Origin of the sequence: Streptomyces sp. NPDC048111, assembly GCF_043202815.1 — a bacterium.
Classification (GTDB): Bacteria; Actinomycetota; Actinomycetes; order Streptomycetales; family Streptomycetaceae; genus Streptomyces.
This window is the reverse complement of record NZ_JBIDBD010000003.1, coordinates 542,082-567,724: the sequence shown is the minus strand read 5'-3', so window position 1 is coordinate 567,724 and position 25,643 is coordinate 542,082. Positions and strand designations below refer to the sequence as shown.

Annotated in this window: 22 protein-coding genes; 10 read left to right on the top strand and 12 right to left on the bottom strand. The window is 72.4% G+C overall.

Features of this window, described 5'->3' with window-relative positions:
• Positions 1-165: 165 nt before the first annotated feature.
• Positions 166-558 (bottom strand): VOC family protein, encoded by a 393-nt coding sequence (locus ACGF3I_RS10285; protein ID WP_393130192.1) that lies wholly within the window; start codon positions 556-558, stop codon positions 166-168.
• Positions 559-615: 57 nt separating this feature from the next.
• Between ACGF3I_RS10285 and ACGF3I_RS10280 the strand changes: the two genes are divergently transcribed.
• The 3 genes from ACGF3I_RS10280 (at position 616) to ACGF3I_RS10270 (ending at position 3,568) form a co-directional block, all read left to right on the top strand.
• Positions 616-1,287, top strand: coding sequence for a nucleoside/nucleotide kinase family protein (locus tag ACGF3I_RS10280; RefSeq protein WP_393130191.1), 672 nt, complete (start codon positions 616-618; stop codon positions 1,285-1,287).
• A gap of 41 nt (positions 1,288-1,328) precedes the next feature.
• A complete protein-coding gene (locus ACGF3I_RS10275; protein WP_393130190.1) occupies positions 1,329-2,282 on the top strand; it encodes a hypothetical protein in 954 nt (317 codons plus the stop codon).
• 155 nt (positions 2,283-2,437) lie between these two features.
• A complete protein-coding gene (locus tag ACGF3I_RS10270) occupies positions 2,438-3,568 on the top strand; it encodes a M24 family metallopeptidase (RefSeq protein ID WP_393130189.1) in 1,131 nt (376 codons plus the stop codon).
• 30 nt (positions 3,569-3,598) lie between these two features.
• On the opposite strand, the gene treZ is transcribed toward ACGF3I_RS10270, so the two are convergent.
• Both treZ and ACGF3I_RS10260 read right to left on the bottom strand, forming a co-directional pair.
• Positions 3,599-5,338 carry a malto-oligosyltrehalose trehalohydrolase gene (gene treZ, locus ACGF3I_RS10265; RefSeq protein WP_393130188.1) on the bottom strand — a complete coding sequence of 580 codons (1,740 nt, stop codon included), beginning with the start codon at positions 5,336-5,338 and terminating at the stop codon, positions 3,599-3,601.
• A 73-nt stretch (positions 5,339-5,411) separates the two neighbouring features.
• Positions 5,412-6,365: a GNAT family N-acetyltransferase gene (locus ACGF3I_RS10260; RefSeq protein ID WP_393130187.1), complete on the bottom strand. Its 954-nt coding sequence runs from the start codon at positions 6,363-6,365 to the stop codon at positions 5,412-5,414.
• A gap of 193 nt (positions 6,366-6,558) precedes the next feature.
• Here ACGF3I_RS10260 and ACGF3I_RS10255 point away from each other — a divergent pair, with 193 nt between their 5' ends.
• Positions 6,559-7,119 carry a DUF1707 and FHA domain-containing protein gene (locus ACGF3I_RS10255; protein WP_393130186.1) on the top strand — a complete coding sequence of 187 codons (561 nt, stop codon included), beginning with the start codon at positions 6,559-6,561 and terminating at the stop codon, positions 7,117-7,119.
• Between the two features lie 13 nt (positions 7,120-7,132).
• Here the strand turns inward: ACGF3I_RS10255 and ACGF3I_RS10250 are convergent, their stop codons facing one another.
• The 6 genes from ACGF3I_RS10250 to lpdA form a co-directional block, all read right to left on the bottom strand.
• On the bottom strand, positions 7,133-7,849 hold the full coding sequence (locus tag ACGF3I_RS10250; RefSeq protein WP_393130185.1) for a transposase family protein: 717 nt from the start codon (positions 7,847-7,849) through the stop codon (positions 7,133-7,135).
• Positions 7,850-8,289: 440 nt separating this feature from the next.
• Positions 8,290-9,594 carry a M48 family metalloprotease gene (locus ACGF3I_RS10245; protein WP_393130184.1) on the bottom strand — a complete coding sequence of 435 codons (1,305 nt, stop codon included), beginning with the start codon at positions 9,592-9,594 and terminating at the stop codon, positions 8,290-8,292.
• Between the two features lies 1 nt (position 9,595).
• On the bottom strand, positions 9,596-10,087 hold the full coding sequence (locus ACGF3I_RS10240; protein WP_393130183.1) for a hypothetical protein: 492 nt from the start codon (positions 10,085-10,087) through the stop codon (positions 9,596-9,598).
• A 399-nt stretch (positions 10,088-10,486) separates the two neighbouring features.
• Positions 10,487-10,612, bottom strand: coding sequence for a hypothetical protein (locus ACGF3I_RS10235; RefSeq protein ID WP_393130182.1), 126 nt, complete (start codon positions 10,610-10,612; stop codon positions 10,487-10,489).
• 17 nt (positions 10,613-10,629) lie between these two features.
• On the bottom strand, positions 10,630-11,484 hold the full coding sequence (locus ACGF3I_RS10230) for a winged helix-turn-helix transcriptional regulator (protein ID WP_393130219.1): 855 nt from the start codon (positions 11,482-11,484) through the stop codon (positions 10,630-10,632).
• Positions 11,485-11,585: 101 nt separating this feature from the next.
• A complete protein-coding gene (lpdA, locus tag ACGF3I_RS10225) occupies positions 11,586-12,995 on the bottom strand; it encodes a dihydrolipoyl dehydrogenase (protein ID WP_393130218.1) in 1,410 nt (469 codons plus the stop codon).
• A 147-nt stretch (positions 12,996-13,142) separates the two neighbouring features.
• On the opposite strand from lpdA, the gene ACGF3I_RS10220 reads away from it, so the two are divergent.
• The gene (locus ACGF3I_RS10220; RefSeq protein ID WP_393130181.1) at positions 13,143-14,108 is read left to right on the top strand and encodes a LysR substrate-binding domain-containing protein; all 966 of its coding nucleotides are present in this window, start codon (positions 13,143-13,145) and stop codon (positions 14,106-14,108) included.
• Between the two features lie 100 nt (positions 14,109-14,208).
• Here ACGF3I_RS10220 and treY read toward each other — a convergent pair whose 3' ends face one another.
• On the bottom strand, positions 14,209-16,560 hold the full coding sequence (gene treY, locus ACGF3I_RS10215; RefSeq protein WP_393130180.1) for a malto-oligosyltrehalose synthase: 2,352 nt from the start codon (positions 16,558-16,560) through the stop codon (positions 14,209-14,211).
• A gap of 162 nt (positions 16,561-16,722) precedes the next feature.
• The gene (gene glgX / locus ACGF3I_RS10210) at positions 16,723-18,843 is read right to left on the bottom strand and encodes a glycogen debranching protein GlgX (RefSeq protein WP_393130179.1); all 2,121 of its coding nucleotides are present in this window, start codon (positions 18,841-18,843) and stop codon (positions 16,723-16,725) included.
• A gap of 325 nt (positions 18,844-19,168) precedes the next feature.
• Here glgX and ACGF3I_RS10205 point away from each other — a divergent pair, with 325 nt between their 5' ends.
• Both ACGF3I_RS10205 and ACGF3I_RS10200 read left to right on the top strand, forming a co-directional pair.
• On the top strand, positions 19,169-20,404 hold the full coding sequence (locus tag ACGF3I_RS10205; RefSeq protein ID WP_393130178.1) for an SAV2148 family HEPN domain-containing protein: 1,236 nt from the start codon (positions 19,169-19,171) through the stop codon (positions 20,402-20,404).
• A 110-nt stretch (positions 20,405-20,514) separates the two neighbouring features.
• The gene (locus tag ACGF3I_RS10200; protein ID WP_393130177.1) at positions 20,515-21,237 is read left to right on the top strand and encodes a 3'-5' exonuclease; all 723 of its coding nucleotides are present in this window, start codon (positions 20,515-20,517) and stop codon (positions 21,235-21,237) included.
• 51 nt (positions 21,238-21,288) lie between these two features.
• Here ACGF3I_RS10200 and ACGF3I_RS10195 read toward each other — a convergent pair whose 3' ends face one another.
• Positions 21,289-22,206, bottom strand: a complete 918-nt coding sequence (locus tag ACGF3I_RS10195; protein WP_393130176.1) for a phosphotransferase enzyme family protein — start codon at positions 22,204-22,206, stop codon at positions 21,289-21,291.
• A 2-nt stretch (positions 22,207-22,208) separates the two neighbouring features.
• Between ACGF3I_RS10195 and ACGF3I_RS10190 the strand changes: the two genes are divergently transcribed.
• The 3 genes from ACGF3I_RS10190 to ACGF3I_RS10180 are packed head-to-tail and all read left to right on the top strand — an operon-like array spanning position 22,209 to position 25,491.
• Positions 22,209-23,345 carry a carbohydrate ABC transporter permease gene (locus tag ACGF3I_RS10190; RefSeq protein ID WP_393130175.1) on the top strand — a complete coding sequence of 379 codons (1,137 nt, stop codon included), beginning with the start codon at positions 22,209-22,211 and terminating at the stop codon, positions 23,343-23,345.
• A complete protein-coding gene (locus tag ACGF3I_RS10185; protein ID WP_393130174.1) occupies positions 23,342-24,181 on the top strand; it encodes a carbohydrate ABC transporter permease in 840 nt (279 codons plus the stop codon). The genes ACGF3I_RS10190 and ACGF3I_RS10185 overlap by 4 nt, the downstream gene beginning before the upstream one ends.
• The gene (locus ACGF3I_RS10180; protein WP_393130173.1) at positions 24,181-25,491 is read left to right on the top strand and encodes an ABC transporter substrate-binding protein; all 1,311 of its coding nucleotides are present in this window, start codon (positions 24,181-24,183) and stop codon (positions 25,489-25,491) included. The genes ACGF3I_RS10185 and ACGF3I_RS10180 overlap by 1 nt, the downstream gene beginning before the upstream one ends.
• The last annotated feature ends 152 nt before the right edge of the window (positions 25,492-25,643 follow it).

Here is a 25,643-nt window from a genome sequence, read left to right as displayed (position 1 = left end):
CCTTTCAGCGCCGATGGTACTGCAGGGGGGACCCTGTGGGAGAGTAGGACGCCGCCGAACAAATTGTGGGGAAAGCCCCGCACCAGACCGTAAGGAATTACGGTCACGGTGCGGGGCTTTCTCGCGTTGTGGGCCGGGGAACCCGCGGCCCCCCGGACCACCCCCTCACGCCGGCTGCAGCAGGTCCCAGCGGTTTCCGTACAGGTCCTCGAACACGGCCACCGAACCGTACGGTTCGTGGCGGGGCTCCTCCAGGAAGTGGACGCCGGCCGCCTGCATGCGGGCGTGATCGGCCGCGAAGTCCTCCGTGTGCAGGAAGAATCCGACCCGGCCGCCGGTCTGCGCCCCCACACTCGCCAGCTGGGCCTCGTCCTTCGCGCGTGCCAGCAGCAGTGCGGCCGCGCCGTTCGCGGTGCTGCCCGGCCGGACCACCACCCAGCGCGTGCCGTCGCCCCGGTCCGTGTCCTCGGCCAGGTCGAAGCCGAGGGCCCGGGTGTAGAAGTCGATGGCCTCGTCGTAGTCGCGGACGACGAGCGTGATCAGTGCGATGTGCGGCATACGGTTCAGGTTATACGTACTACGCCGTCTGTCGGCCGTCGGTGGAACAATGCCGGGATGAGTGCGGATGAGGTCGGCGGAACGTTGGGCGAGGGCAAGGTATTGGATCTCGATCGGCTCGTCGTGCGGGCCCGGGGTCTCGTCGTCCCCGGGCGTCGGCGCATCCTGGGCATCGCCGGGCCGCCCGGCGCCGGGAAGTCCACCCTGGCAGGGGAGTTGGTGCGCAGGCTGGGCGGGGAGGCCGTGCTCGTACCCATGGACGGGTTCCACCTCGCCAACAGCGAGCTGCGCCGGCTCGGACGCGCGGGACGCAAGGGCGCGCCCGACACCTTCGACGCCGCCGGGTACGCCGCGCTGCTCGCCCGGCTGCGTACCCCGGTGCCCGGCACCGTCGTGTACGCGCCCGACTTCGACCGCTCGATCGAGGAGGCGCTGGCCGGGAGCGTCCCCGTCGCACCCGAGGTGCCGCTCGTGGTGACCGAAGGCAACTACCTGCTGCACGACCAGGGTCCCTGGGCACAGGTGCGGGACCTTCTGGACGAGGTCTGGTACCTCCACCTCGACGAGGAGGAGCGGGTGCGCCGACTCGTCGAGCGGCATGTGCGGCACGGCCGGCCGCGGCCGGACGCGGAACGCTGGGTCGGCGAGTCCGACGAGGTCAACGCGGCCCTGGTCGCGGCCGGACGCGCGCGGGCGGACCTTGTCATCACCGGCTCGCTCACTGGGTAGGCTCGCAGCTGCGGTGATCGTGCGAGGGGAAGGCAGCAGACGTGGGGATATTCCGACGAGGACCCAGACGGGACGCGAGCGACGTCCCGAGGGACCCCGAGTTCGGCTTCTTCTCGGACGACGAGGGCGCCCGCTTCCGTTCCGCGGTCCGGGAGGCGTTCGCCGAGCTGGGCCTTGAGGTCACCGTCTACGCGGACTCCGTGAAGGACAGCGGCGGTCGCCGCTTCGGCCTCGGCAACCTCGCCGCGGTCTGCCACAACGACCCCCGCGGCCCGCGCGTCTGGCCGGAACTCGTCCGCAGGCACGTCGGCATGGTGCTGCGCACCATGGACGCGCCGTCCGCGCTCGACACCATGCCGCCCGAGCAGATCAGGGCACAGCTCTATCCCCGGGTGATCAGCGGGGACGGCCTCGATCCGCAGAGCTTCGGCTATGCGCGCAGTGTCGCGCCCGGTCTCTACGAGATCCTCGCGCTCGACCTGCCCGAGAGCGTCATGATGCTCACCGACGAGGCGCTCGAACCGCTCGGGAAGGTGCCCGACCTGCGTGAACAGGCGCTGCGCAATCTGCGCGAGCTGCCCGTCGAGGCGCACGAGACGGTCAAGGGCGACGACGGTACGCGCTTCGACATCGTCGTCGGGGACTCCTTCTACACCGCGAGCAGGGTGCTCGCCCTGGAGGCCGTCGTGCGCCAGGTCACCGGACGCGAACTGCCGCCCGACGGTGCGCTGGTGGCGATGCCGTTCCGCCATCAGCTCGCCTTCCACGTCATCCGGGACTCCGGGATGGTCCTCGCCCTCAACGCCATGGCGTCGTTCGCCGCCTCCGGTTTCGAGGACACCCCGGGCTCGATCAGCCCGTACGTCTACTGGTGGCGCGGCGGCACGCTGACCCAGCTCAGCGATCGGGACGGCGAGGGGCTGCGCATCGTCGTCGGCGAGGACTTCGGTGAGCTCCTCGAACGGCTCGTGGGTGAGGACACGGACGGGCTGTGACGGTGTCGGGCAACGCCACGCCGTAGGGGCTGTGACGGTGTCCGGCGGCGGTGGCGCGGGGTGCGTCCCGCGGCGGTGACGGGGCAGGGGCCGGGCCCCGGGCGGGGCCCGGATACCGCTCGCGCGGGGGCGGGCGGCCGGGCAGGATGAGGGCCATGTCCACGACACCCGCTCCCGCGCCCTTCACCGCCGACGACTACCGGGCCCGGATGGCCCGCGCCGCCGAGTCCGCGGCCGGCGCCGGCCTCGCCGGCGTGCTGGTCGCGCCCGGCCCCGATCTCGTGTACCTCACCGGCTACCGGCCGACCGCGATCACCGAGCGGCTCACCGTCCTGGTGCTGGCGGCGGGTCAGGAACCGGTCCTGGTCGTGCCCACCCTGGAGGCGCCGGACGCCGAGCACGCGGCCGGGGCCGCCGCGCTGACCCTGCGGGACTGGACCGACGGCAAGGACCCGTACGCCGTGACCGCCCCGCTCCTGGACGCCGCCGGGCGCTTCGGGGTCAGCGACAACGCCTGGGCGATGCATCTGCTCGGCCTGCAGAAGGCTCTGCCGGGCACCTCCTACGTCTCGCTGACCGAGGCGCTGCCCATGCTGCGGGCCGTCAAGGACGCCCACGAGCTGGCCCGCCTGGACGCGGCCGGTGCGGCGGCGGACGCGGCGTACGGCGAGATCCTCAAGGTGCGCTTCGCGGGGCGCAAGGAGACCGACGTGGCGGGTGACCTGGCCGCACTGCTCCTCGAGTACGGCCACTCACAGGTGGACTTCACCGTCGTGGGCTCGGGCCCCAACGGCGCCAACCCGCACCACGAGGCCGGGGACCGCACGATCGGCGAGGGCGACATGGTCGTCCTGGACTTCGGTGGCCTCAAGCACGGCTACGGCTCCGACACCACCCGCACCGTGCACGTGGGCGAGCCCGGTGCGCAGGAGCGGCGCGTCCACGACGTGGTGCGCGAGGCACAGCAGGCGGGGTTCGACGCGGTACGGCCCGGCGCCGCCTGCCAGGACGTCGACCGGGCGGCCCGCGCGGTGATCGCGGAGGCCGGCTACGGCGAGTACTTCATCCACCGCACCGGGCACGGCATCGGCGTCACCACCCATGAGCCGCCCTACATGATCGAGGGCGAGGAGCGCCCGCTGGTGCCCGGGATGTGCTTCTCGATCGAGCCGGGCATCTATCTGCCGGGCCGGTTCGGCGTCCGCATCGAGGACATCGTCACCGTGACCGACGACGGCGGCCGGCGTCTGAACAACACCGACCGCGCCCTGGCCATCGTCGAGTAACGGAGCCTTTGCGCAGGGGAGTTGGGGCCCTCAGCGCCCCAGCACCGCGCACGACTCCCGCGGCATCGTGAGGGTTCCGTCCGGGCCGGGTGCCTCGACCGGCTCCCACGCCGAGAGGACCCGGCCCCCGCCCCCGAGCTTGATCCGCACCGCCTCCTTGGACAGGTTGACCACGATCCGCAGGTCCCCGCGCCGGTAGGTGAGCCAGCGCGCCTCCTCGTCGAAGGCCACCTTGACGGCCGCGAGGTCGGGGTCCGTCAGGTCCGGGCGCTCGTGGCGCAGGGCGATGAGTTCGCGGTACCAGGCGAGCAGCCGCGCGTGGGGCTCGCCGGCGGGTTCCGCCCAGTCCAGGCACGAGCGCCGGCGGGTGGCGTGGTCCTGCGGGTCGGGGATGTCCTCGGCGGCCCAGCCGTGCGAGGTGAACTCCCGCCGCCTGCCCTCCCGTACGGCCTGTGCGAGGTCGGGGTCGGTGTGGTCGGTGAAGAACTGCCAGGGCGTGCGGGCGCCCCACTCCTCACCCATGAACAGCATCGGCGGGAACGGGCTCGTCAGGGTGAGCGCCGCCGCGCAGGCCAGCAGGCCGGGGGAGAGGGCGGCGCTCAGGCGGTCGCCCTGGGCGCGGTTGCCGATCTGGTCGTGCGTCTGGGCGTAGCCGAGGAAGCGGTGGGCGGGGGTGCGGGAGCGCTCGACGGGGCGGCCGTGGGTGCGGCCCCGGAAGCTCGAATACGTACCGTCGTGGAAGAAGACGTGGGTGAGGGTCTTGGCGAGGGCGGCGAGCGGCGCGCGGGCGAAGTCGGCGTAATAGCCCTGGGATTCGCCGGTGAGCGCGGTGTGCAGGGCATGGTGGAAGTCGTCGTTCCACTGGGCGTGCAGGCCGAGTCCGCCCTCCGGGCGCGGCCGGGTGGTGCGCGGATCGCAGCTGTCGGACTCGGCGATGAGGAAGAGCGGCCGGCCGAGTTCGGCGCCGAGCGCGTCGACCGCCGTCGAAAGTTCTTCGAGGAAGGGGTACGCGCGTTCGTCGGCCAGGGCGTGCACCGCGTCCAGGCGCAGCCCGTCGAGACGGTAGTCGCGCAGCCAGGCCAGCGCGCTCTCCAGGAGGAAGGCACGGACCTCGTCGGAGCCGGGGGCGTCCAGATTGACGGCCGCGCCCCACGGGGTGTGGTGAGTGTCGGTGAAGTACGGGCCGAAGGCGGGCAGGTAATTGCCGGACGGACCCAGGTGGTTGTGCACCACGTCCAGGACGACGCCGAGGCCGTGGGCGTGCGCCGCGTCGACGAAGCGCTTCAGGGCGTCGGGTCCGCCGTAGGGCTCGTGCACCGCCCACAGCGAGACGCCCTCGTAGCCCCAGCCGTACCGGCCGGGGAAGGGGCAGAGCGGCATCAGCTCGATGTGGGTGATCCCCAACTCGGCCAGGTGCGGCAGCCGTTGCACCGCGGCGTCCAGGGTTCCCTCGGGCGTGAACGTGCCGATGTGCAGCTCATAGAGGACCGCCTGCTGCAACGGCCGTCCCTGCCAGGGCTGTTGCCAGGGGAACGTCTCGTGGAGGACGACGGCACTGAGCCCGTCGGGCCCGTCCGGCTGGCGGCGCGAGCGCGGGTCGGGCAGGACCGGGCCGTCGTCCAGGACGTACCCGTAGCGGTCCCCGGAGCGCCCCTCGGCCTCCGTCAGCCACCAGCCCGCGCGCACGGGATGGCGGTGCATGGGATGGGTGGCGCCCTCCAGGCGAAGGGCGGCCCGGTCGGCGTGCGGCGCCCACACTTCGAACAGCACTGGTGTGTCCCCCTGTCGTGGCCGGTTGTGACCATGGTGCGACAGAGAAGGGGGACACGCCCGCAATTCGTGACTACTTCCAGATCATGTTGATCGCGCGCTCGAAGACGGCGTAGCCGGCCCGGGCGAAGGCGTTCGCCATCGGCACGTTGGCCACGTCCGTCGCGGCCCGGATGCGCGCCACGTCCTGTCCGGCCAGGACGCGGGTGCCCTCGGCGAGGACGTCGTCGATGTAGCCGTGGCCGCGGTGGGCGGGCAGCACCCCGATGTAGGCGATGATCGGGTGGTAGTTGTTGCGGGCCGGGATCACGAAGCCGACCGGCCCGCCGCCGCCCCTGAGCTCGGCGATCCGCCACCACTCGCGCGGCGTGGTGTACGTCGCGAACTCCTCCTCGTACATCAGCTCGGCGGACTCGCGGGGCGTCATGGTGAGCAGTTCCTCGCGGGTGTGCTCGTCGAGCGAGCCCTCCGCGACGAGCGTCATTAGGGAGACGAGCTCCTCGCGGTCGGTGGCCGGGCGGAAGACGAGCCGGGTGGACGCCTCGGGAAGCGGGGCCCCCGGCCGCCACTCCAGGCGCAGCCGCTCGACGAGCGGAGTGGCGCCGGAGGCGGCCAGGATGTTCATACGGGTCTCGGTGACCTCGCGGGCGGCGGCGTCCTCGCGCCAGTTGCCGGGCAGGAAGCGGCCGTACTCGGGGCGGGCCCGGCCCGCGGGCACCACGGCCGCGGTGGCGGTCTCCAGCAGGCTCAGGCCGATCTCGTGGCGCTCGGCCGCGGGCAGCGAGTCGTCGACGTCGAAGACGTCCAGGCTGTGCGGCGGTTTGCCGCTGCCGGTCGACCACCAGGCGACGCGGGCCAGTACGCGGTCCCCGCGCAGAGCCACCCACATCCGCTCGGGGGTGCGGCGGCCGGTGGCGAGGTCGTCCTCGAGTTCGTGGTCGAGGACGTAGGACAGCTGCTGGAAGAGCCCGAGTTCCCCGGGCCCGGCGAGCGGACGGATGGTGAGGTCCGACGCGGTGTACGACAAGAGTGGGTCCCCCCGTGGATGGTGCGAATCGGCAGACCCTAACAGCACAACCGTCCTGCCCGACACGGGATTTCGGTCCGGCCGGTACCTTCTGCGCCGCAGGTCAGCGGCGCGACGGTGGTGCGTACGGGCCCCCGGTCACGGGTCGCCCGCCGCTGGACAGGCCGCCCGTCGGGGAAGGACAATCGCCGGTGTGACGTCCTCCTTCGAATTCCGGACCTCCCCGGCGCCGGCGCGGCTCTCCGACGCGGAACGCGACCGGGTGCTGGACGTGCTGCGGGAGGGCGCCGCCGAGGGCAAACTGTCGCACGACACGTTCCTGCGGCGGATGGAGCTGGCGCTGGCCGCCCGCGGGCCGGACGAACTGGCCGTCCTGACCGCCGACTTGGACCGGGGCGGCCGCTGGTCGAAGGCCGTGTTCGGAGCGGTCGGCCGGATCTCGGAGTTCTCCGTCTCGCTGCGCCGGGCCTGGCAGACGGAGCGGCTGCCCAAGCTGCTCTTCCCCGCGCCGGGCCCCTACCCGCTGCGGATCGGCCGCGATCCGGCGAACGGGCTGCGCCTGAGCCACGAGACGGTCTCGCGGGTCCATGCCGAACTCGTCTTCCAGGGCGGTGTCTGGCAGTTGCGCGACCTCGGCTCCACCAACGGGACGTGCGTCAACGGGCGGCGGGTGACGGGCACGGTGGCGGTGGCCGTGGCCGACGGCGACCAGGTCAGCTTCGGCCGGATGGCCTTCCGGCTCGCCACCCACTGAGCTGTTTCCAACCTCAGCGTGAGCAGGGCAGGTGCAGGGCGAGGATCGCCTGGACGAGGTGGGTGATGCGGGTGGTGCTGCAGCGGATCTTGCGCAGGAGACGCCAGTTCTTCAGGGTAGCCATGGCCTGCTCGACGAGTGCGCGGATCTTGGCGTGCGAGCGGTTGACGGCCTGCTGACCTGCGGACAGCGTCTCCCAGCGGCCCCAGTAGGGCAGCCGTATGGTGCCGCCGGCGCCGCGGTAGCCCTTGTCCGCCCAGCACTCCACACCCGATTCGGCCAGGGCGTCGATGATGCCGTGGGTACGCGCGGCCCTGATGTCGTGGACCGCTCCCGGCAGCGCGGGCGAGGCCCACAGCAGTCTGCCGGTCGGGTCGGTGATGACCTGCACGTTCATGCCGTGTCTCTTGTGCTTCCCGGAGAAGAAGGGCCGGTCCGCGGCGATCCGGTCGATCGGCAGCAGAGTGCCGTCCAGGATCACGAACGCCTTGGTCGAGGCCGTCTTCACCGCTTCGGCGAGATCCGGGGCGAGGGCTGCCAGGACCTCGACCGCTTCAGCGATGTACCGGTAGGCGGTGGCGATGCCGACGCCGAAACCAGCCGCGAGCTGCGCGTAGGTATGGCCGCACCGCAGATGGGCCAGGACCAGCAGCCGCCGCGGCCAGCGACGGCGCGAACGTGGCGAGGGGCGCCTCGTCTGCGCTCCTCCGTGAGCGACCGGCGCCCGCACCGACCCGCTGCTGGCACCCGCGCCAACGGGTGCCCACTCGGCAGAGCGGCCCGACGATGCGACCTCGGCGGACCTCGTCTGAGCTTCGGCGCGTGAGGGGCCAGACGAACCGGCAGGCCGTCGGTGGCGACGAGGCCAGCAGGGCCACCGCCCCGGCGGCCGCGAAGTAGCCGGAAACGGCGGCGCACCGGGCGGGCCTGCGGGTGGCATCACGGCGCCTCCGGCGCTTCACACGCACCCGAGTGCGGCGGGCGGGCAGGCCGGCCCGTTGCCGGCGGTCAACCGAAGTCGAGCGTCTCGTGCTCCCAGGCGGCGGGGGCCTGACCGGGCGGGGCGGCGGTGCGCCGCTCTGGTGGGCGGCCTTCCAGCGTTCGGTCAGCTCGGCCTTCCATCCTCAACAACCGCCGAGCCCAGTTCATCTGCCCAGGGGGCCGGTTGCCTTACGGTCTGCGTTTCCTCTTGTCCAGCCAGCGGTCCCCGCGTTCAACGAGGTCCTCCAGTGTCTCGGTCACGCGCTCGCCCACAGCTGCTACGAGCCCTGGATCCAGTTGCGGTTTCGCCGCGTAGGCCACTGCCAGGACCAGGACGAAGCCGAGCAGGGAGAGCGGTCCGTCCAGGGGGCCGCTGTATCCGGTCTGCCGGATGCCGTCCAACGCGTAGAACAGGCTGAGAACGGATCCCGCGGCCAGCCCCGTGGCTGTCAGGTTGCCGAGCCAGGGCTGATCCAGGGACCGAGCGCGTAGCTGCCAGCTGGGGTGGGTGCGCCAGGGAAGGGCAAGCCAAAGTGCCGGCGTTCGCAGGAGTGAGCGCGGGCGTCGGCCCGAGGGCGGGCAGGCGGCGCGGTCCCCGGCGGATCGCCATATCTCGGGGTCGGCTCCCCAGGCGACTGCCTGGCGGTCGGCGTAGAGCTCACGGTGGCGCAGGATGTCCGCGCGGGCCCACTGGATCTGCACGACAAGGGCGGCGGCGAACAGCATCTCCGGTATCCGTGGGCGCTGCTCTCTCTCAAGTGGAAGGGCGGAGCCGGGGACATGTCCCCGAAGCGCCAGCCAGCCTTCGAAGAAGGTGTAGGGCAGCAGGACAGCGATCATGAAGACCCGGCCCAGGGCAACGGTGGCGTAGGCCATTCCGGCGTCGGCGTTGTCGACGTGGGCCAGTTCGTGGAGGAGCACCGCCTGGAACTGGCGTGGATGGGAGGTGCGTCGTGCCAGCAGGCCGGCGTTGATGCATACGGTCACGTGTCGGCCGTGCCCGAAGACCACCGCTCCTGCGGACAGGGCCTGAGGATCGATGACGAAACGGGGAGAGGGTGCGAGCCCCGCGAGAGCGGCTAGGCGGAGCAGTTCCTCGTGCACCTCAGGGTGAGTCTGCTGGGTGATGCGGTGCAGGCGGCCGGAGCGGTCCCGCCAGCGGGGGATCGCCAGGTGAACGAGGAAGGTGACCACCAGCACGAGGGCGGTGCCGAGGAGAGATTGCAGGTAGGCGGGGTAGAGCAGGGTATGTGCGCATGCCTTGACCTGGGAGCCGAAGGCCAGCACCTGGTCATCGCGCAGCAGAGGCCGGATCTTGCCGTCGGGTCCGATGAGGGCGGACGTGGTGCAGCGGTCGTACTCCGTGCGGTCCCGCCAGCGTGAGGTGACGGCGTAGAGCAGGAAGTGGCTGGAGGTCACCAGCAGGAAGAGCAGGAACAGAAAGCGGCGAGTGGTGCCGTCGCCCAGTTCGCGGACCTTCTTCCTCCCGCCCATGTCAAGGGCTCTGCTCGGTCTCCGGAGCGGGACGGATGGCGGGCGCAGGCTCTGCGGGTGGCCTTTCGCCCTCCCTCGCAAGCCGGGAGACGACCGCGTCGGCGAGGGCTTGGGCCTGCGGTACTTCGATGGCCGAGGCCCGGGCCAGTTCCCGTACCCGCTGGTGCACGACCGAGAGCTGAGCTGACGTCAGCGGCGTCACCGCCTGCGGGCTCGGGAGCGGCCGGCGCAGCAACCGACGCGCTACGACGGAGAGGCGTCGGGTGGAGGCGTCGAGCGTACTGCGAACGGCACGGCGAGCCGTCTCGTCGACAGCCATCCACACCACCGGGGTGACGAGGCCCGCAACCTCCGTGATCCCGAAGCCGAGAAGGGCTTCACGCCGTTCAGAGTCGGCGAAAAGCTGCGTCAACCGTCCGTCGTCGATTCCGGCGAGTCCGTCGAGTAACGGCAGTTCGTGCGGAGCCTGGTCGGCTACCACGTCGCGCACCACTTTCCGTACCGTAGCCACTGGTCCCCCGTCCCGCGCGAACCGCCGGCCCGCGCTCCACCCGCTGCTCGGCACAGGGCGCACCGAGCCGAACCACCGTAGCAACGCAGCGCAGGCAGCGGGCCAGGACGATTCCGGCCCTCACGATTGCTGGTGGGGCCAAGGGCCTTCCAACGGCCGGCGGAGCATCGGGTGCCGAGGAGGGCACCTTCGCCGACAGGCGACCGCCGCGTCACCGTCGTCCCGGACGCCGAGGGGCATCCGGACGTCCTGTCGGACTCCTGTTCGTCCGCCGCCCGCCGGGGCGGCACCTGCCGCTCCGGAGCGGGCGTGGAGGGAGGCACGTGCGGCCCGGGAGCAAAGGGGGCCTGCCCCGAACCGTGCCTCCCTCCAGCCTGAGCGTCACCCGGAGGCGTGCATCACCTCGCGGACGACCGCCCACAGAGCGCGAACGCTCAGTGCGACGGCAAACCGCTTCAGCAGCTCGCCGGCGAGCCTCGCTCGATGAGATGACTTGTCGTCACTCATACCCAGTCCCCTCTCTCTCAGGAGCAGGCCGCTCCCGAGAGCGGCCTTCTGCCCCCTTCGCCTGAAGGGACCGGACGACCCCAGGATAGGAGGGACCCGGCGAGCCGGTAAGTGCCTGGCGTCAAGCAGGCCGCCTCAGCGGGCTGTGGGGGCGTCGTCCCCCGGGGCCGAGTCATCGATCGCAGCCGGGCCGAGTGCGGTGGCGGCAGCTCGCACAGGTTTTGCCCACGCTGTCCCGTCCGTAGCGCCAATGAGGGGCCTCCGTGGACATCCGCAACCCACGGCAGATGGCCGGTTCGACGTCTACCGGCGCCCGTCCCTGCGGAGCGCAGTGACACGTCACGTGCCCCTCCGCGCCCACAGCGACAGTGATCGTGTCGCAAGCGGCCCCCGGGACCGTGGTGCGGAACGGGTTGCCTGGACTGAAGATGCGGGGCAGAGCACCGTAGGGGGACCTCAAGGAGCTGCCCGGCGCGCTGCGCCGCACCAGGCACAGAGAGCCCTGCGCCCATCTGCCGTGCGCCACCTGACGAGCGGAATGCCGGCGCCTTTGGTGATGTGAGCGGGGCGGGTGCCACGGCGGCCTGGTGGTCGAAGTCCGTGCGCGCGTTGTGGATCTGGTCGACGTGGACCCGCGCCCACTCGCCGTTGAGGATGGTCAGCTTCCCCGCCTCGTGCCCGAGAGGGGTCGGTTCGTATTCCACGCGCGGCGGCACTGTCGGGCACACCCGCCCGGACACCATGCCGTCACGCCCCAGGGCGCGGAGGGTCGCGGTGAACCGATCCCACGCGAAGATCCGTGCCCTCGTTGAGCAGGCCATGGCGACCCTCAAGTCCTGGTGCCTCCTTCGCAAGCTCCGATGCTCGACCACCCGAATCACCAGCCTCGTCCAAGCCGTCCCCACGCTGCATCTGGCCAGCTCAAACCGATGATGAAAAACGCTCACTGACCCGGACGCGGCGCGCGGCCGGGTCACTGCTGGTGCAGGCCACGCCCCGCCAGGGTGAGGAAGGTTTCGCCGACGGCCTCCGAGAGCGTGGGGTGCGCGTGGATGTGGTGCGCCACGTCCGACGGCTCGGCCTCCCAGCCCACGATCAGCTGGCTCTCGGCGATCATCTCGGACACGTTCGGACCGACGAGGTGGACGCCCAGCACCTGCCCGCCCCGCGCGGTGACCACCTTCACCACACCGCCCTGCCCGTGCACCATCCCCTTCGCGACGGCCGTCAGGGGCATGGTGTTGACGACGGTGTCGTGTCCGCGGCCGCGGGCCTCGGCCTCCGTCAGACCCACCGAGGCGGTCTGCGGCGAGGAGTACGTCACCCGCGGGACGGCCGCGTAGTCGACCGGTGGCGAGGGCACCCCGGCCAGGGTCTCGGCGACCAACAGGCCCTCCGCGAACGAGGCGTGGGCGAGCCCCGGGGAGGGCGGCGGCAGCAGATCGCCGACCACGTGGATCCCCGGCACGGACGTCTCCAGGCGGGACCAGTCGGCGGGCGCGAGGAAACCCCGCTCGTCGACGGCGAGCCCGGCCGCGGCCAGGCCGAGTCCGTCGGTGACCGGCGCGCGGCCGACCGCCACCAGGAGCCGTTCGGCCTCGACCGCGCGGACCTCGCCACGGGCGGTGCGCACCGAGGCCCGTACGCCGTTCTCCAGTACATCGGCCGCAAGCAGGCGCGCCCCGGTCTGCACGTCGATCCCGCGCTTCTTCAGGCCGCGCGTCAAGTGGCGGCCGACGTCGGCGTCTTCGAGCGGCACCAGCCGGTCGGCGGCCTCCACCAGGGTGACCTCGGCGCCCATCGAGCGGTGGAAGGAGGCGTACTCGACGCCGATCGCGCCACCGCCGAGCACGAGCACGGACCGGGGGAGGCCCGGGGCGAACAGCGCGTCGTCGCTGGTGACCACGCGCCGGCCGTCGGCTGCCAGGCCCGGCAGCATCCGGGGCCGCGAACCGGTGGCGAGCACGATGCCGCGCCGGGCGGTGAACGTCCCGTGCCCTTCGACGGACACGCCGCGCGGACCGGTCAACCGGGCGCTGCCGCGCACCACGTGGACCCCCGCGTGCGCGAGGTGGCCCTCGACGCCCTTGTGGTTGCGGGACACGATGTCGTCGCGGGTCGCCACCAGCGCCTGCCAGTCGATCCCGTCCACGCTCGCCTTCACGCCCCACCGCTCCCGCGCCTCGGCGATGCCGTCCACCAGCTCGGCGGCGTGCAGCATCGCCTTGCTGGGGATGCAGCCGCGGTGCAGACAGGTGCCGCCGACCTTGTCGCGCTCGGCGAGCACGACCCGCAGGCCCAGGGCGGCGGCCCGCAGCGCGGTGGAGTACCCGCCGGTGCCGCCGCCGATCACGATCACATCGGTCTCGGCCGATTCATTCATCTGGCTCATGGAGCCACCTTCTGCCCGGCGCCCCTCATGAGTCCAAGGCAATGTTCTTCTGGGGCCCATGCACCATGCTTATGGCGCGGGCGGGGCGAGCGGAGTCCGCGGTGTGTCCGCGGCCGACGGAGCGAGGGAGAACACGGCATGAGCCTGCGACAGCTGGAGTACTTCGTGATGGTCGTGGAGGAGACCTCCTTCACGCGGGCCGCCGAACTCCTGCACGTCACCCAGCCCGCGCTGTCCCACCAGATCAAGGCGCTGGAGAAGGCCGTGGGAGGGGCGCTCCTCGAACGCACCTCGCGCGGGGTGCGGCTCACGCCCATGGGCCGCGCCTTCCTGCCGCACGCCCGGCTCGCGGTGCGCAGCGCCGTACAGGCCGAGCGCGCGGCCCGCGCGGCGGCCGGCGCCGAGGGTGGTGAGCTGCACATCGCGGCCGTGCACGCGGTGGCCGTCGGCGTGCTGCCCGAGGTGTTCGCCCGCTGGCGCCGTGCCCACCCCGGCGTCCAGCTCTTCCTGCACGAGCACGCCAGTCCCGAGGCGCTCCAGGAGTCCCTGGAGCGCGGGGCCGCGGATCTGGCGGTGGGACCGCCGCCCACCCGCTGGACGGGGCCCGTGGTGCCGGTGGGCGAGGAGGAGATCGCGCTCGCCGTCGCCTTCGACGATCCGCTGGCCCATCGCAGCTCGGTACGGCTCGAAGAGTTCGCCGATCACGCCTGGGTGCGCTGTGCGATGGAACCCCTCGTCGAGGGACGCCCCTTCCTCGACCTGGTCTGCGAGCGGGCCGGCTTCATCCCGCGCACGGTGGTGCGTACCGAGCACACCTCGACGGCGGTACGGATGGCGGCGGCCGGAGTGGGAGTGGTCGCGGTGCCCACGCACGCCGTGCGCGGCGGGATCGGCGAGGACTGCGTGCTGCTCTCCGTCGACGCCTCCTGGAAGCGGCCCCTGACCGTGTTCTCGCGCGTGGAGCTGGCCGGCGCAGCGGCGGCCTTCACCGAACTCCTGCGGGGCTCGGCCCCGTACGGCACGGCGGCGCCCGCTCCCGACGAGCCGACCGGCGGGTACGACAGGCGGGCGCCCTCACCCGGGCAGCCGACCGGGGTGTCCTGACGCCGCCCGCTGCCCGCTGCCCGCCGCCCTGCCGGGTCTCTGCCGCCGCCCGGGGCCGAGCCAAGCCCCCTCCGCCCGCGACCCGGCCGAGGCCGGCCGCTCACCCGCTGGGCGCGTCAGCCGCTCGGGCGACCTTCCTGAGCAGGGCCACCGGACTCTGCGCGAACAGCTCGCCGAGATCCACCGGACCGCTGAACTCCCGCCCAGCGCCCAGCACATCGGCCCAGCGTCCCTCCGGCAGGACGAGTTCCGTGTCCGCCCAGCCGCCCGCCTCGGCCAGGCGCAGCGACAGCCGCGTCACGGCGGTCACCACCTCGCCCGAGCGGCAGAACGCCACGCAGTGACCGGCGCGCGGGCCCCGGACGCCCAGGGGCGCGTAAGTGCCGGACTCGCCGAAGGCGTGCGGGAGTTCACGGCGCAGGCGCAGCGCGGCGAGCGTCACGGCGAGCTTGCCCTCGGGCGTCCGCAGCGCCGCCGGATCGAAGGGGACCGGACGGCGGTTGTCCGGGTCCACCAGCGCCGCGTACTCGCTCTCCGTCCCCTGGTACAGGTCAGGTACGCCCGGCATCGTCAGATGCAGCAGCGCCGCCCCCAGGGCGTTCGCCCGTGCGGCCGACTCCGTCTCCCGGGTGAAGTCCCGTACGTGTGAAGCGAGTTGTCCGCCCGGGCCGGCCGCGACGAAGTCGCTCACGGCCTTCTCGTAGCCGGGGTCCTGTTCCGTCCAGCCGGTGTGCAGACCCGCCTCGCGCACGGCCTTCAACAGGGCGGCCTCCAGGCGCTCGGTGGCCGGGAGCCCGGCGAGCCCGACCGAGGTCTGCCAGGCGATCCAGGCCAGCTGCGGATCGGGCGCGCCGGCCCCCGCGAGCCGCTCCAGCAGGGCCGCCCACCGCTGCGGGCATTCGGAGAGCACCGCGATCCGGGCGCGTACGTCGGCGCTGCGCTTGGTGTCGTGCGTCGACAGCACGGTGCCCGTGGCCGGCCAGTCCCGGGCCAGCCGCGCGCAGAACGCGTGGAACTCCTCCGGCGTCACCGAGGGCCTGGCCGGGTCCCCGCCCACCTCGTTGACCGAGAGGAGCGGGGTGTAGCGGTAGAAGGCCGTGTCCTCGACGGACTTGGCGTGCAGTGCGGAGGAGGTCTGCGCGAAGCGGGTACGGAAGCGGGCCTCGTCGGGTCCGTCGCCGAGGGTGCCGAGCGCCAGGCCGCGCACCACGTCGACCGCCGCCGACTCCTCCGCGACCGGGAAGGCGGCCTTGGCTTCCGAAGCCGCCGCCGCCGTGAGCACCTGGTCCGCGCCGAGCCCGTAGGGCCGGTAGACAGGCACGCGCACCAGCAGCTCGCGCAGCGCGAGGCGCAGCGCCCACGGGGCGTGGTCGCGCAGCTCGGGACCGCCCGTCGCGCAGATCCGCTGCGCCAGGCGCACCAGGAACTCGGTCTCGGCGGCCAGCTCATGGGTCAGCACCCGGTAGGCGGCCCGCCGCACCGTCGGCTCCCAGCGCCCGCCCCGGTCGGCGCTCACGGCGGTGAACGCCCGGTATCCGGCGGTGAGTTGGCTCATGCCCTCCGGGTCGGTGAACAGGCCGTCCAGGTGGCGCAGCGCGTCGTAACCGGTGGTGCCGGCGACCGCCCAGGTGGCCGGCAGGTGCTCGTCGCCGGTGAGGATCTTCTCCACCACCGTCCAGCGGCCGTCCGTCGCCTCGTCGAGCCGGCGCAGATACGCCTCCGGGTCGGCGAGCCCGTCGGGATGGTCCACCCGCAGGCCGTCCACCACGCCGTCGCGGATCAGCTCCAAAATCTTGGCGTGCGTCGCGGCGAAGACGTCCTCGTCCTCGACCCGGACGCCGATCAGCTCCGCGATGGTGAAGAAGCGCCGGTAGGTGAGCTCGGTCCTGGCCAGGCGCCACCAGCCGAGCCGGTAGAACTGCGCGTCGAGCAGTTCGGCCATCGGCAGCCCCGCCGTGCCCTCCCGCAGGGGGAAGCGCTCCTCCCCGTACCGCAGTACGCCGTCCTCCACCGTCAGGCGGTCGAACTCTGCGCCCAGGGGACCGGCGAGCACCGGCAGCAGGACGCGCCCGTCGCCCGCCTCCCAGTCGATGTCGAACCAGTGGGCGTACGGCGATCCGGGGCCCGCGCGCAGCACGTCCCACAGCTGCCGGTTGTGGCGGGCGGCGGAGGACATGTGGTTCGGCACGATGTCGAGGACCAGGCCGAGCCCCAACTCCCGGGCGCGCGCGCCGAGTCTGCGCAGGCCGGGCTCGCCGCCCAGTTCCTCGCGCACCCGCGCGTGGTCGGTCACGTCGTAGCCGTGGGTCGAGCCGGGCACGGCCTCCAGGACCGGCGAGAGGTGCACGTGCGAGACGCCGAGTTCCGCGAGGTGGGGCAGCGCGTCCTCGGCGGCGGCGAACGGGAACGAGGGCTGGAGCTGGAGCCGGTAAGTCGCGAGGGGCGGGGTCATATGAACCCACGTACCCGGTCGCGGGCCTTCTGTGCCCCTCGGCCCGCGCGGTTGCCCCGGTCGGCGGCGTCGGCCCCGCCCGATGGCCGGATCGCGACCGGCACGGGGCGCACCCGCCGCGCCCGGCCCCCCCCCGCCACCGGGCACGGCCCGCGCGCGCCGCTAGGCCGGCCGCCTCAGCACCGTCAGGCTCCGGCCGATCAGCGGGACCCGCTCGCCCGCCGCCACCTTGGGCCCCTCGCCCGGCGGCACGCCCTCCGGCCGGGCGGTGTCCACCACCACCTGCCACTGGCGGCCGTGGTTGACCGGGACCACGAAGTCGATCTCCTCCGCGCTGGCGTTGAACATCAGCAGGAACGAGTCGTCGCCGATGCGCTCGCCGCGCGGTCCGGGCTCGGAGATCGCGTTGCCGTTCAGGAACACCGAGAGGGCCTTGGCGCTCGCGGACTGCCAGTCCTCCTCGGTCATCCCCTGGCCGTCGGGGGTGAACCAGGCGATGTCCGAGAGCTCGTCGTGGGTGCCCTGCACCGGGCGGCCGTGGAAGAAGCGCCGGCGCCGGAAGACCGGATGGTCGCGGCGCAGCCCCACCATGGCCCGGGTGAACGCGAGGAGCGTGCCGTCCGCGTCGTCGTCCTGGTCCGGCCAGTGCACCCAGGACAGCTCGGTGTCCTGGCAGTACGCGTTGTTGTTGCCGCTCTGGGTGCGCGCGAACTCGTCGCCGTGACTGATCATCGGGACGCCCTGGGACAGCATCAGGGTGGCGACGAAGTTGCGCATCTGGCGGGCCCGCAGCTCCGTCACCTCCGGGTCCTCGCTCGGCCCCTCGGCGCCACAGTTCCAGGACCGGTTGTGGCTCTCGCCGTCCCGGTTGCCCTCGCCGTTGGCGTCGTTGTGCTTGTCGTTGTAGGAGACGAGGTCGTTCAGTGTGAAGCCGTCGTGACAGGTGTGGAAGTTGATCGAGGCCAGGGGCCGCCGTCCGTCGTCCTGGTACAGGTCGGACGAGCCGGTGAGGCGGCCGGCGAACTCGGCGAGGGTGCGCGGCTCACCGCGCCACAAGTCCCGCACCGTGTCGCGGTACTTGCCGTTCCACTCGGTCCACAACGGCGGGAAGTTGCCCACCTGGTAGCCGCCCTCGCCCACGTCCCACGGCTCGGCGATCAGCTTGACCTGGCTGACCACCGGGTCCTGCTGGACGAGGTCGAAGAAGGAGGAGAGCCGGTCCACGTCGTGGAACTGGCGGGCCAGGGTGGCCGCGAGGTCGAAGCGGAAACCGTCCACGTGCATCTCGGTCACCCAGTAGCGCAGCGAGTCCATGATCAGCTGGAGCACGTGCGGGGACCGCATGAGGAGGCTGTTGCCGGTGCCGGTGGTGTCCTCGTAGTAGCGCGGATCCTCGGCCAGCCGGTAGTACTGCGCGTTGTCGAGGCCGCGGAAGGACAGGGTCGGGCCGAGGTGGTTGCCCTCGGCCGTGTGGTTGTAGACCACGTCGAGGATGACCTCGATGCCCGCCTCGTGCAGGGCCCGCACCGCCTGCTTGAACTCCAGGACCTGCTGGCCGCGGTCCCCCCAGGAGGCGTACGCGTTGTGCGGGGCGAAGAACCCGATCGTGTTGTAGCCCCAGTAGTTCGACATCCCGGCGTCCGCGAGCCGGTGGTCGTTGACGAACTGGTGCACCGGCATCAACTCCAGCGCGGTGACGCCCAGTTGGGTCAGATGGTCGATGACCGCCGGATGCGCGAGCGCGGCGTAGGTGCCGCGCTGCTCGGGCGGCAGCTCCGGATGGAGCATGGTGAGACCCTTGACGTGCGCCTCGTAGAAGACCGTGTGGTGGTAGTCGGTGCGGGGCGGGCGGTCGTCGCCCCAGTCGAAGAACGGGTTGACCACCACCGAGGCCATCGTGTGCGGCGCCGAGTCCAGGTCGTTGCGGCTGTCCGGCCTGCCGAAGTGGTAGCCGTACACCGACTCGTCCCAGGCGATCTCACCGCTTATGGCGCGCGCGTACGGGTCGAGCAGCAGCTTCGCCGAGTTGCAGCGGTGCCCCTGCCGCGGCTCGTACGGACCGTGCACCCGGAAGCCGTACCGCTGTCCCGGCAGCACACCGGGCAGATAGGCATGGCGCACGAACGCGTCGGACTCGCGCAGTTCGACGGCCGTCTCCGAGCCGTCGTCGTGGAGCAGACACAACTCGATCCGACGGGCGGCCTCGGAGAAGACCGCGAAATTGGTCCCGGCGCCGTCGTACGTGGCGCCGAGTGGGTAAGCCTGTCCCGGCCACACCTGCATGGGCAAGACTCTTCCACTTCCACTCGGGTTACTGGTGGGCTGTTCGGCCAGATCCTCCCTGAAAGAACGACCGTCACCCGGGACGTCCGCGTGCGCCAACGGGTGACCCGGCTCCGGCCCGCGCGGGGGGTGCGCCATGAATCCGCTCACCCCGTCAGATAGTGCCCGCCAGAACAGGCCGTATCCTCGGGCCAGTTGGCAAACTCGACTCGTGATCGGGCTGCAACGCCTCCCGCTCCCGGAGTACCCTTCCTTGATCGTTGAAGGGCATGGGGGCGGGCCGGGCCCGCAGGAGATCTGCCGGGGGGCGGAAGGCGGTGCGCGGGTGAGCTCGGGAGGCCTTGAGCTGCCCCCTGGTGACACGGGTCATGAGGGGGATTCCGGCGACCTCCCGCCCGGAGCGGTCTCCGTCGCACGCCCGATGGAGATCGGGGCGGAGCTGGACTGGGGCGCCGACGCCTGGAGCGAGGTACGCACCCGCGCCCAGCGGGCCGGGCGCGCCTACATCTGGCTCAACCTGGTGGAACAGCGTCTGCGCGCGGTGGTGGCCGCCGTGCTCCGGCCGATCTACGAGCCGGTCCACGGGGACGACTGGGTGGTGGCCGCGGCGGGCCCGGCCGGCCAGGAGTGGGTGCAGCGCGCCGTCGCCGTGCGCGAGGTCTCCCGTCGCAAGGGCTACCTCCTGGACCCGGCCGACGACAACGTGCTCAGCTTCCTCACCCTCCCGCAGCTGCGGGAGCTGATGGTGCAGCACTGGCCCTGCTTCGAGCCGTACGTGGACGACCGGCGCGACGTCGAACTCGCGCTGGACGAGCTGGAGGTGGCCCGCAACGTCGTCTCCCGCAACCGCGCCCTGAACGAGGCCGTGCTGGCCCAGGCCGAGCGTGCCTCGGCCCGGCTCCTGGACGTCCTGGGCGGCGGCAGCGGGGCCCCGGCGGCGCACCGCCTGCCCATCGACGCCGTCGAGGACCTGGTGGGCGACCGTTATGCCGACGTGGTCTCCGTCCACTCCGACCGGGTGCGGCTCCAGCGCCAGCTGCCCGCGGAGGACCTCTTCGGCGGGGCCCGGCGGCTGGACGCGATAGGCATCGGCCTGAACCTGCTGGTGCAGAACTATTCGGGCCGGCGTCTGGTCCGGCTCGCCGAGACCGGATGCCGCGTGCGCCTGCTCTTCCTCAATCCGGCGAGCAGCGCCGTGAAACGAAGAGAGCGTGAACTGGGGCTGAAGAAGGGGGAGTTGAGCCGCTCGGTGGAAATGAACATCCTCCACATGCGGCGGGTGCGCACGGCGCTGCGCGATCCGGGGGCCTTCGAGATCCAGGTCTTCGACGAAACGCCGCGCTTCACCGCGTATCTGGTGGACGGCGACGGGTCGGACGGCCTCGCGGTCGTCCAGTCGTATCTGCGCCGCGCGCGCGGGATGGAGGCGCCCGTGCTCGTGCTGCGCGGCGGTGGCCGGCGGGGCGTGGTGCGGCCGGGGCAGGACGTGGAGCACGGTCTCTTCGAGACCTACCGCGAGGAGTTCGAGTCGGTCTGGGTCGATTCGCGTCCTGTGTCCTGAATAGTGGTGGGACGCTCGGCGGCGGGTTCCGGCCGCCGGGCCGATTGTCAGTGCCGCGTGCGAGGGTGGTCGTCAACTGGGGGAAAGCACCACGAAGGAGGGGCATCGGCATGAGCTGGCACCTGGAACCGCTGGTCGGGTTCGACCTGGAGACCACCGGCACCGAGCCGCGCGAGGCACGGATCGTGACGGCGGCGATCGTCGAGGTCCACGGCGCCAAGGTGGTCGGCCGGCAGGGCTGGCTGGCGGATCCGGGGATACGGATCCCGGCGCAGGCCTCCGCCGTTCACGGCATCAGCAGCGAGCACGCCGCCGCGCAGGGCCGGCCCGCGGCCGAGGTGGCCGACGAGGTCGCCGAGGCGCTGGCGGGGCACTGGCGCCGGGGAGTTCCGGTGGTCGCCTACAACGCGGCCTTCGATCTGACGCTGCTGGCCGCCGAGCTGAGGCGCCACCAACTGCCCTCGCTGGGCGACCGGCTCGGCGGGGCGCCGATGGGCCCGGTCGTCGACCCCTACACGATCGACCGCTCCGTGGACCGCTACCGCAAGGGCAAGCGCACCCTGGAGGCGGTCTGCGTCGAGTACGGCGTGGTCCTGGAAGCGGCGCACGACGCGGCGGCGGACGCGCTGGCGGCGGCCCGGGTGGCCGTGGCGATAGCCGAGCGCCACCCGCAGGTGGCGCGCCTGAGCCTGGCGGAGCTGCATGACCGTCAGATCCAGTGGTATGCCGAGTGGGCCGCCGACTTCCAGCAGTTCCTGCGCAACAAGGGCACCGCGGACGCGGTGGTCGACGGCTCCTGGCCGCTGCGCCCGCTGGTCCCGTCCGGCGGCTGAGACCGGGCGCCGAGGGCGGGGCGCGGCGCGCGGGAGGTGCCGGCGGGGCGGTCAGAAGGGATACCAGCGCACCCCGGGATCCTCGTCGCGCAGCGAGGCGACGCGGCGGCGGAACTCCGCGAGCGCCTTCGGGTTGGTGGGCGCGTGCTGCGCGACCCAGGCACAGCTGGCCGTCTCGCGCGCCCCGCGCAGGACCGCGCATCCCTCCCACTCCCGCACGTCCCAGCCGTAGGCGGTGACGAAGGCGTCGTACTGTTCGGCGGGCAGCCCGTAGCGGTCGCGGGACAGGGCCAGCACCACCAGATCGTGCTCGCGCAAGTCGGCGGAGAAGGTCTCCAGGTCGACCAGGACCGGCCCGTCGGGGCCGATGTGCACATTGCGCGGGAGGGCGTCGCCGTGCAGGGGGCCGGGCGGCAGATGCGGCGTGAGTGCCGCCGCGGCCTCGGCGAACCCGTCCCTGCGGGCGCGCAGATACGCGGCGTCCGCCGGATCGATCGCGGCGCCGGCCAGCTGGAGCCACCGCTCGACGCCGCCGAGCAGTTCGCGGCGCGGCAGCGGGAAGGAGGGCGGCGCGAGCGCGTGGACGCGCCGCAGCAGCGGGGCCAGATCGGCCGGGGTGGCCGCACGTTCGGCCGTCGGGAGCCGGTGCCAGACGGTCAGCGGGTGCCCCTCGACCAGGCGCGGCTCCGGCTCAGCGGCCCGGACCGCGGGCACCCCGGCGTCGGCCAGCCAGCGGGCCACGGCCAGTTCGCGCTCGGCGCGCTCGGCCAGCTCCGGATGGTGCGTGGCGTCGCGGCCGACCTTGACCACGAGACCGTCCGGCCCGAGAGCGCCGCCGCCGGGCAGCGCGAAGACCGCGTTCTCGCCCAGGGCGAGCAGCTCGGCGTCCGCGCCCGCTCGCGCGAGCAGCCCCCCGGCGTCGCTCAGTGCCGCGGCGGCCAGCAGGGCGCGCGCCCGTGCCTCGTCCATGGATGTCTCCCGGTGATCGTTGGGTACCTGCCAAGTCTCGCATTCACGCAGGTCGTCTTGACGAACGGACGGACCGTCAGCACGATGACGGAGGCTGTTCGGCATTACTGGACAAAGGGGTCGAAAAGGTGTCATCGACGACCGCCGGTGCGCGGTCAGCCACCAGAAGGCCGACGCATCGGAACAGGCGGGGGGACGGGCGGAGGGACGGACGCGGGAGCAGCGGCGGGGGCGGCCTCGGGAACAGGGGCGGGAACGGGGGCGGGGACGGGCGCGGGGGAGCCGCCTGGTTCCTGGTCCTTCCGGCGCTCCTGCCGATCCTGGTCCTCAGCGTGGGCCCGCTGCTCTACGGGCTCGCCCTGGCCTTCACCGACTCCCAGTCCGGCCGCACCTCCGCCACGCAGTGGGTCGGGCTGCTCAACTTCCGTGATCTGGCGCACGACGGGCTGTTCTGGGACTCGTTCAGGATCGGGCTGCTGTGGGCGGTCGGGGTCACCGTGCCGCAATTCCTGCTCGCCCTCGGCCTCGCCCTGCTCCTCAACCAGCGGCTGCGGCTGCGCTGGCTGGCACGGGCACTCGCGATCATCCCCTGGGCCATGCCCGAGGTCGTGGTGGGCATCATGTGGCGCCTCGTCTACCAGCCGGACGCCGGCATCCTCAACGAGACGACCCGCACCCTGGGCCTCGGCGGCGGCCACGACTGGCTGACCGGGCTCGCCACCGCCCTGCCCGCCGTGATCGTCGTCGGGATCTGGGCGGGCATGCCGCAGACGACCGTGGCCCTGCTGGCCGGGCTGCAGAACACCCCGCCCGAACTGCACGAGGCCGCCGCCATCGACGGCGCCGGGGCCTGGCGCCGCTTCCGCGCCGTCACCTGGCCCGCGCTCAAACCGGTGGCCCTCGCCATCACGGCGCTCAACTTCATCTGGAACTTCAACTCCTTCGCGCTGGTCTACGTCCTGACCAACGGCGGGCCCGGCGGCCGGACCCGCCTTCCGATGCTCTTCGCCTACGAAGAGGCCTTCCGCTACGGCCAGTTCGGGTACGCGGCGGCCATGGGCTGCGTCATGGTGGCGGTGATCTCCGTCTGCCTCGCCGTCTTCCTGGCGGGCCGCCTCGGGGAGAGGGGCGACGCATGAGTGCCCGCACACGCGGCGCCGGGCGCGCCGGACAGTACCTCGCGCTCCTCGCCTATCTCGTCTTCCTCGCGTTCCCCTTCCTGTGGCTGATCTCCACCGCCTTCAAGTCGCCGCGCGAACTCGGCTCGCTGCACCCGGCCTGGATCCCGCGCCATCCCACGCTCGACAACTTCCGCCAGGCCTTCGACGAGCAGCCGCTGCTCCACGCCGGTCTCAACAGCCTGATCGCCGCCGTCTCGGCCGCCCTCATCGCCGTCCTGATCGCCACGCCGATGGCGTACGTCATGGCCCGCGGACGCGGCCGGCTCACGGCCGCCGCCACCGCCTGGGTGGTGATCAGCCAGGCGTTCCCGTTCGTCCTGCTGATCATCCCGCTCTTCCTGGTCCTCAAGAACCTGCACGCGATCAACTCGGTGGGCGGTCTGGTCATGGTGTACGTGGTCTGGTCACTGCCGTTCGCGCTGTGGATGCTGAACGGCTATGTGCGCGCGGTGCCCGCCGAGCTGGAGGAGGCCGCCGCCGTCGACGGGGCGGGGCGGCTGCGCACCCTCGTCTCCGTCACCGCGCCCCTGCTCGCGCCCGGCATCGTGGCCACCGCGCTCTTCGCCTTCATCACCGCGTGGAACGAGTTCTTCTTCGCCCTCGTCCTGCTCAAGTCCCCGGAGAAGCAGACGCTGCCCGTCGTACTCACCCACTTCCTGGGTGCCGAGGGCGTCGCCGACCTCGGCCCGCTCGCCGCCGCCGCCTTCCTCGCCACCCTGCCCTCCCTGGTGATCTTCGCGATCATCCAGAAACGGATCACCGGCGGCATGCTGGCCGGGGCGGTGAAGAGCTGATGCGACCCGGGGAACGACGCGGTCCCGTACGGCTGTTGGGCACCGCGGCAGCCTTCGCCCTGCTGCTCTCCCTGCTCGCCGGGTGCTCCGGCGCGGGCACGGACGCTCCGGGAGTGGTCCGGCTGCGCTTCCAGTCCCTGGCCTGGCAGAAGGAGTCCGTGGCGGCGACCAGAGCCCTGGTGCGCGAGTGGAACGGCGCGCATCCGGGCGTCCAGGTCGAATACGTGCAGGGCAGCTGGGACACCGTCCACGACCAGCTGCTCACCGCGTTCGAGGGAGGCGAGGCACCGGACGTGCTGCACGACGCCTCCGACGACCTGGCCGACTTCGCCCACGGCGGCTACCTCGCGGACCTGAACGGCCTGCTGCCGCCGGCGCTGAGGGCGGACATCCCGGCGCGCAGCTGGGAGACGACGACCTTCGGCGCCGGGGTGTACGGAGTGCCGTTCCTCCAGGAACCAAGGGTGCTCATCGCCAACACGAAGCTCCTGACGGCGTCCGGGGCGCGCGTTCCCACCCCCGAACACCCGTGGAGCTGGCCGGAGTTCAGGCAGGTGACCGAACGGCTCACCCGGGACGGCCGCTACGGGGTGGCCTGGCCGCTCAAGGAGCCCGTCTCGGTCACCCTCAACCTGGGCCTGTCGGCGGGCGGCCGGCTCTTCGCGCACGGCGCCGACGGCAGGACGAAGGTGGCGTTCACCGCGGGCGACGCCGTCGTGCCCGGCACCATCGCCGCCCAGATCGGCACCGATCACAGCGCCGCGCGCTCCACCCTGGGCATGGGCGGCTCGGACACGCTGCCCGGCTTCTTCGCCGGCACCTACGCGATGGTCCCCCTGGGCTTCTCCTACCGCCAGCAGATCGTGCAGCAGGCGCCGCCCGGCTTCTCGTGGACGGTGCTGCCCGCACCGGCCGGAAGCGCGGGCCTCGACCAGGGCGTGAGCCCGCAGACCCTGTCCATCGCCCAGGACAGCCCGCACAAGAGGGAGGCCGCGGAGTTCATCGCCTTCCTGCTGCGCCCCGACCACATGGTGCGCCTGGCCCGGGGCGACTGGATGCTGCCGACCGGAACCGAGGCGCTGGCCGACCCCGCCCTGCACACCACCGCCTACGGCTGGGCCACGGGCACGGCCCTCGCCCCCCATCTGCGCCCGGCCCCGGCCCAGTCGGTGCGGGGCTACCCCGAGTGGAAGGACAAGGTGGCGACCCCGGCACTCCAGGAGTACTACAGCGGCGCCATCGACGAGGCCGAGTTGCGCAAGCGCCTGGTCCAGGACGGAAACCGGGTCCTCGCCCGCTATCAGCGATGACCCGTGTCACCGCGCGCGAACTCCCTTTGCGGACAGCCCCATTGACGTGTGCCGAAGGGTACGGGGATCACACAGAGTGTCCACCGGCCCTCCATAAGGCCCGAGTTGCCCGCTCATGAAGGATTTCGCATTACGAAACCTTGTTGGCTAAG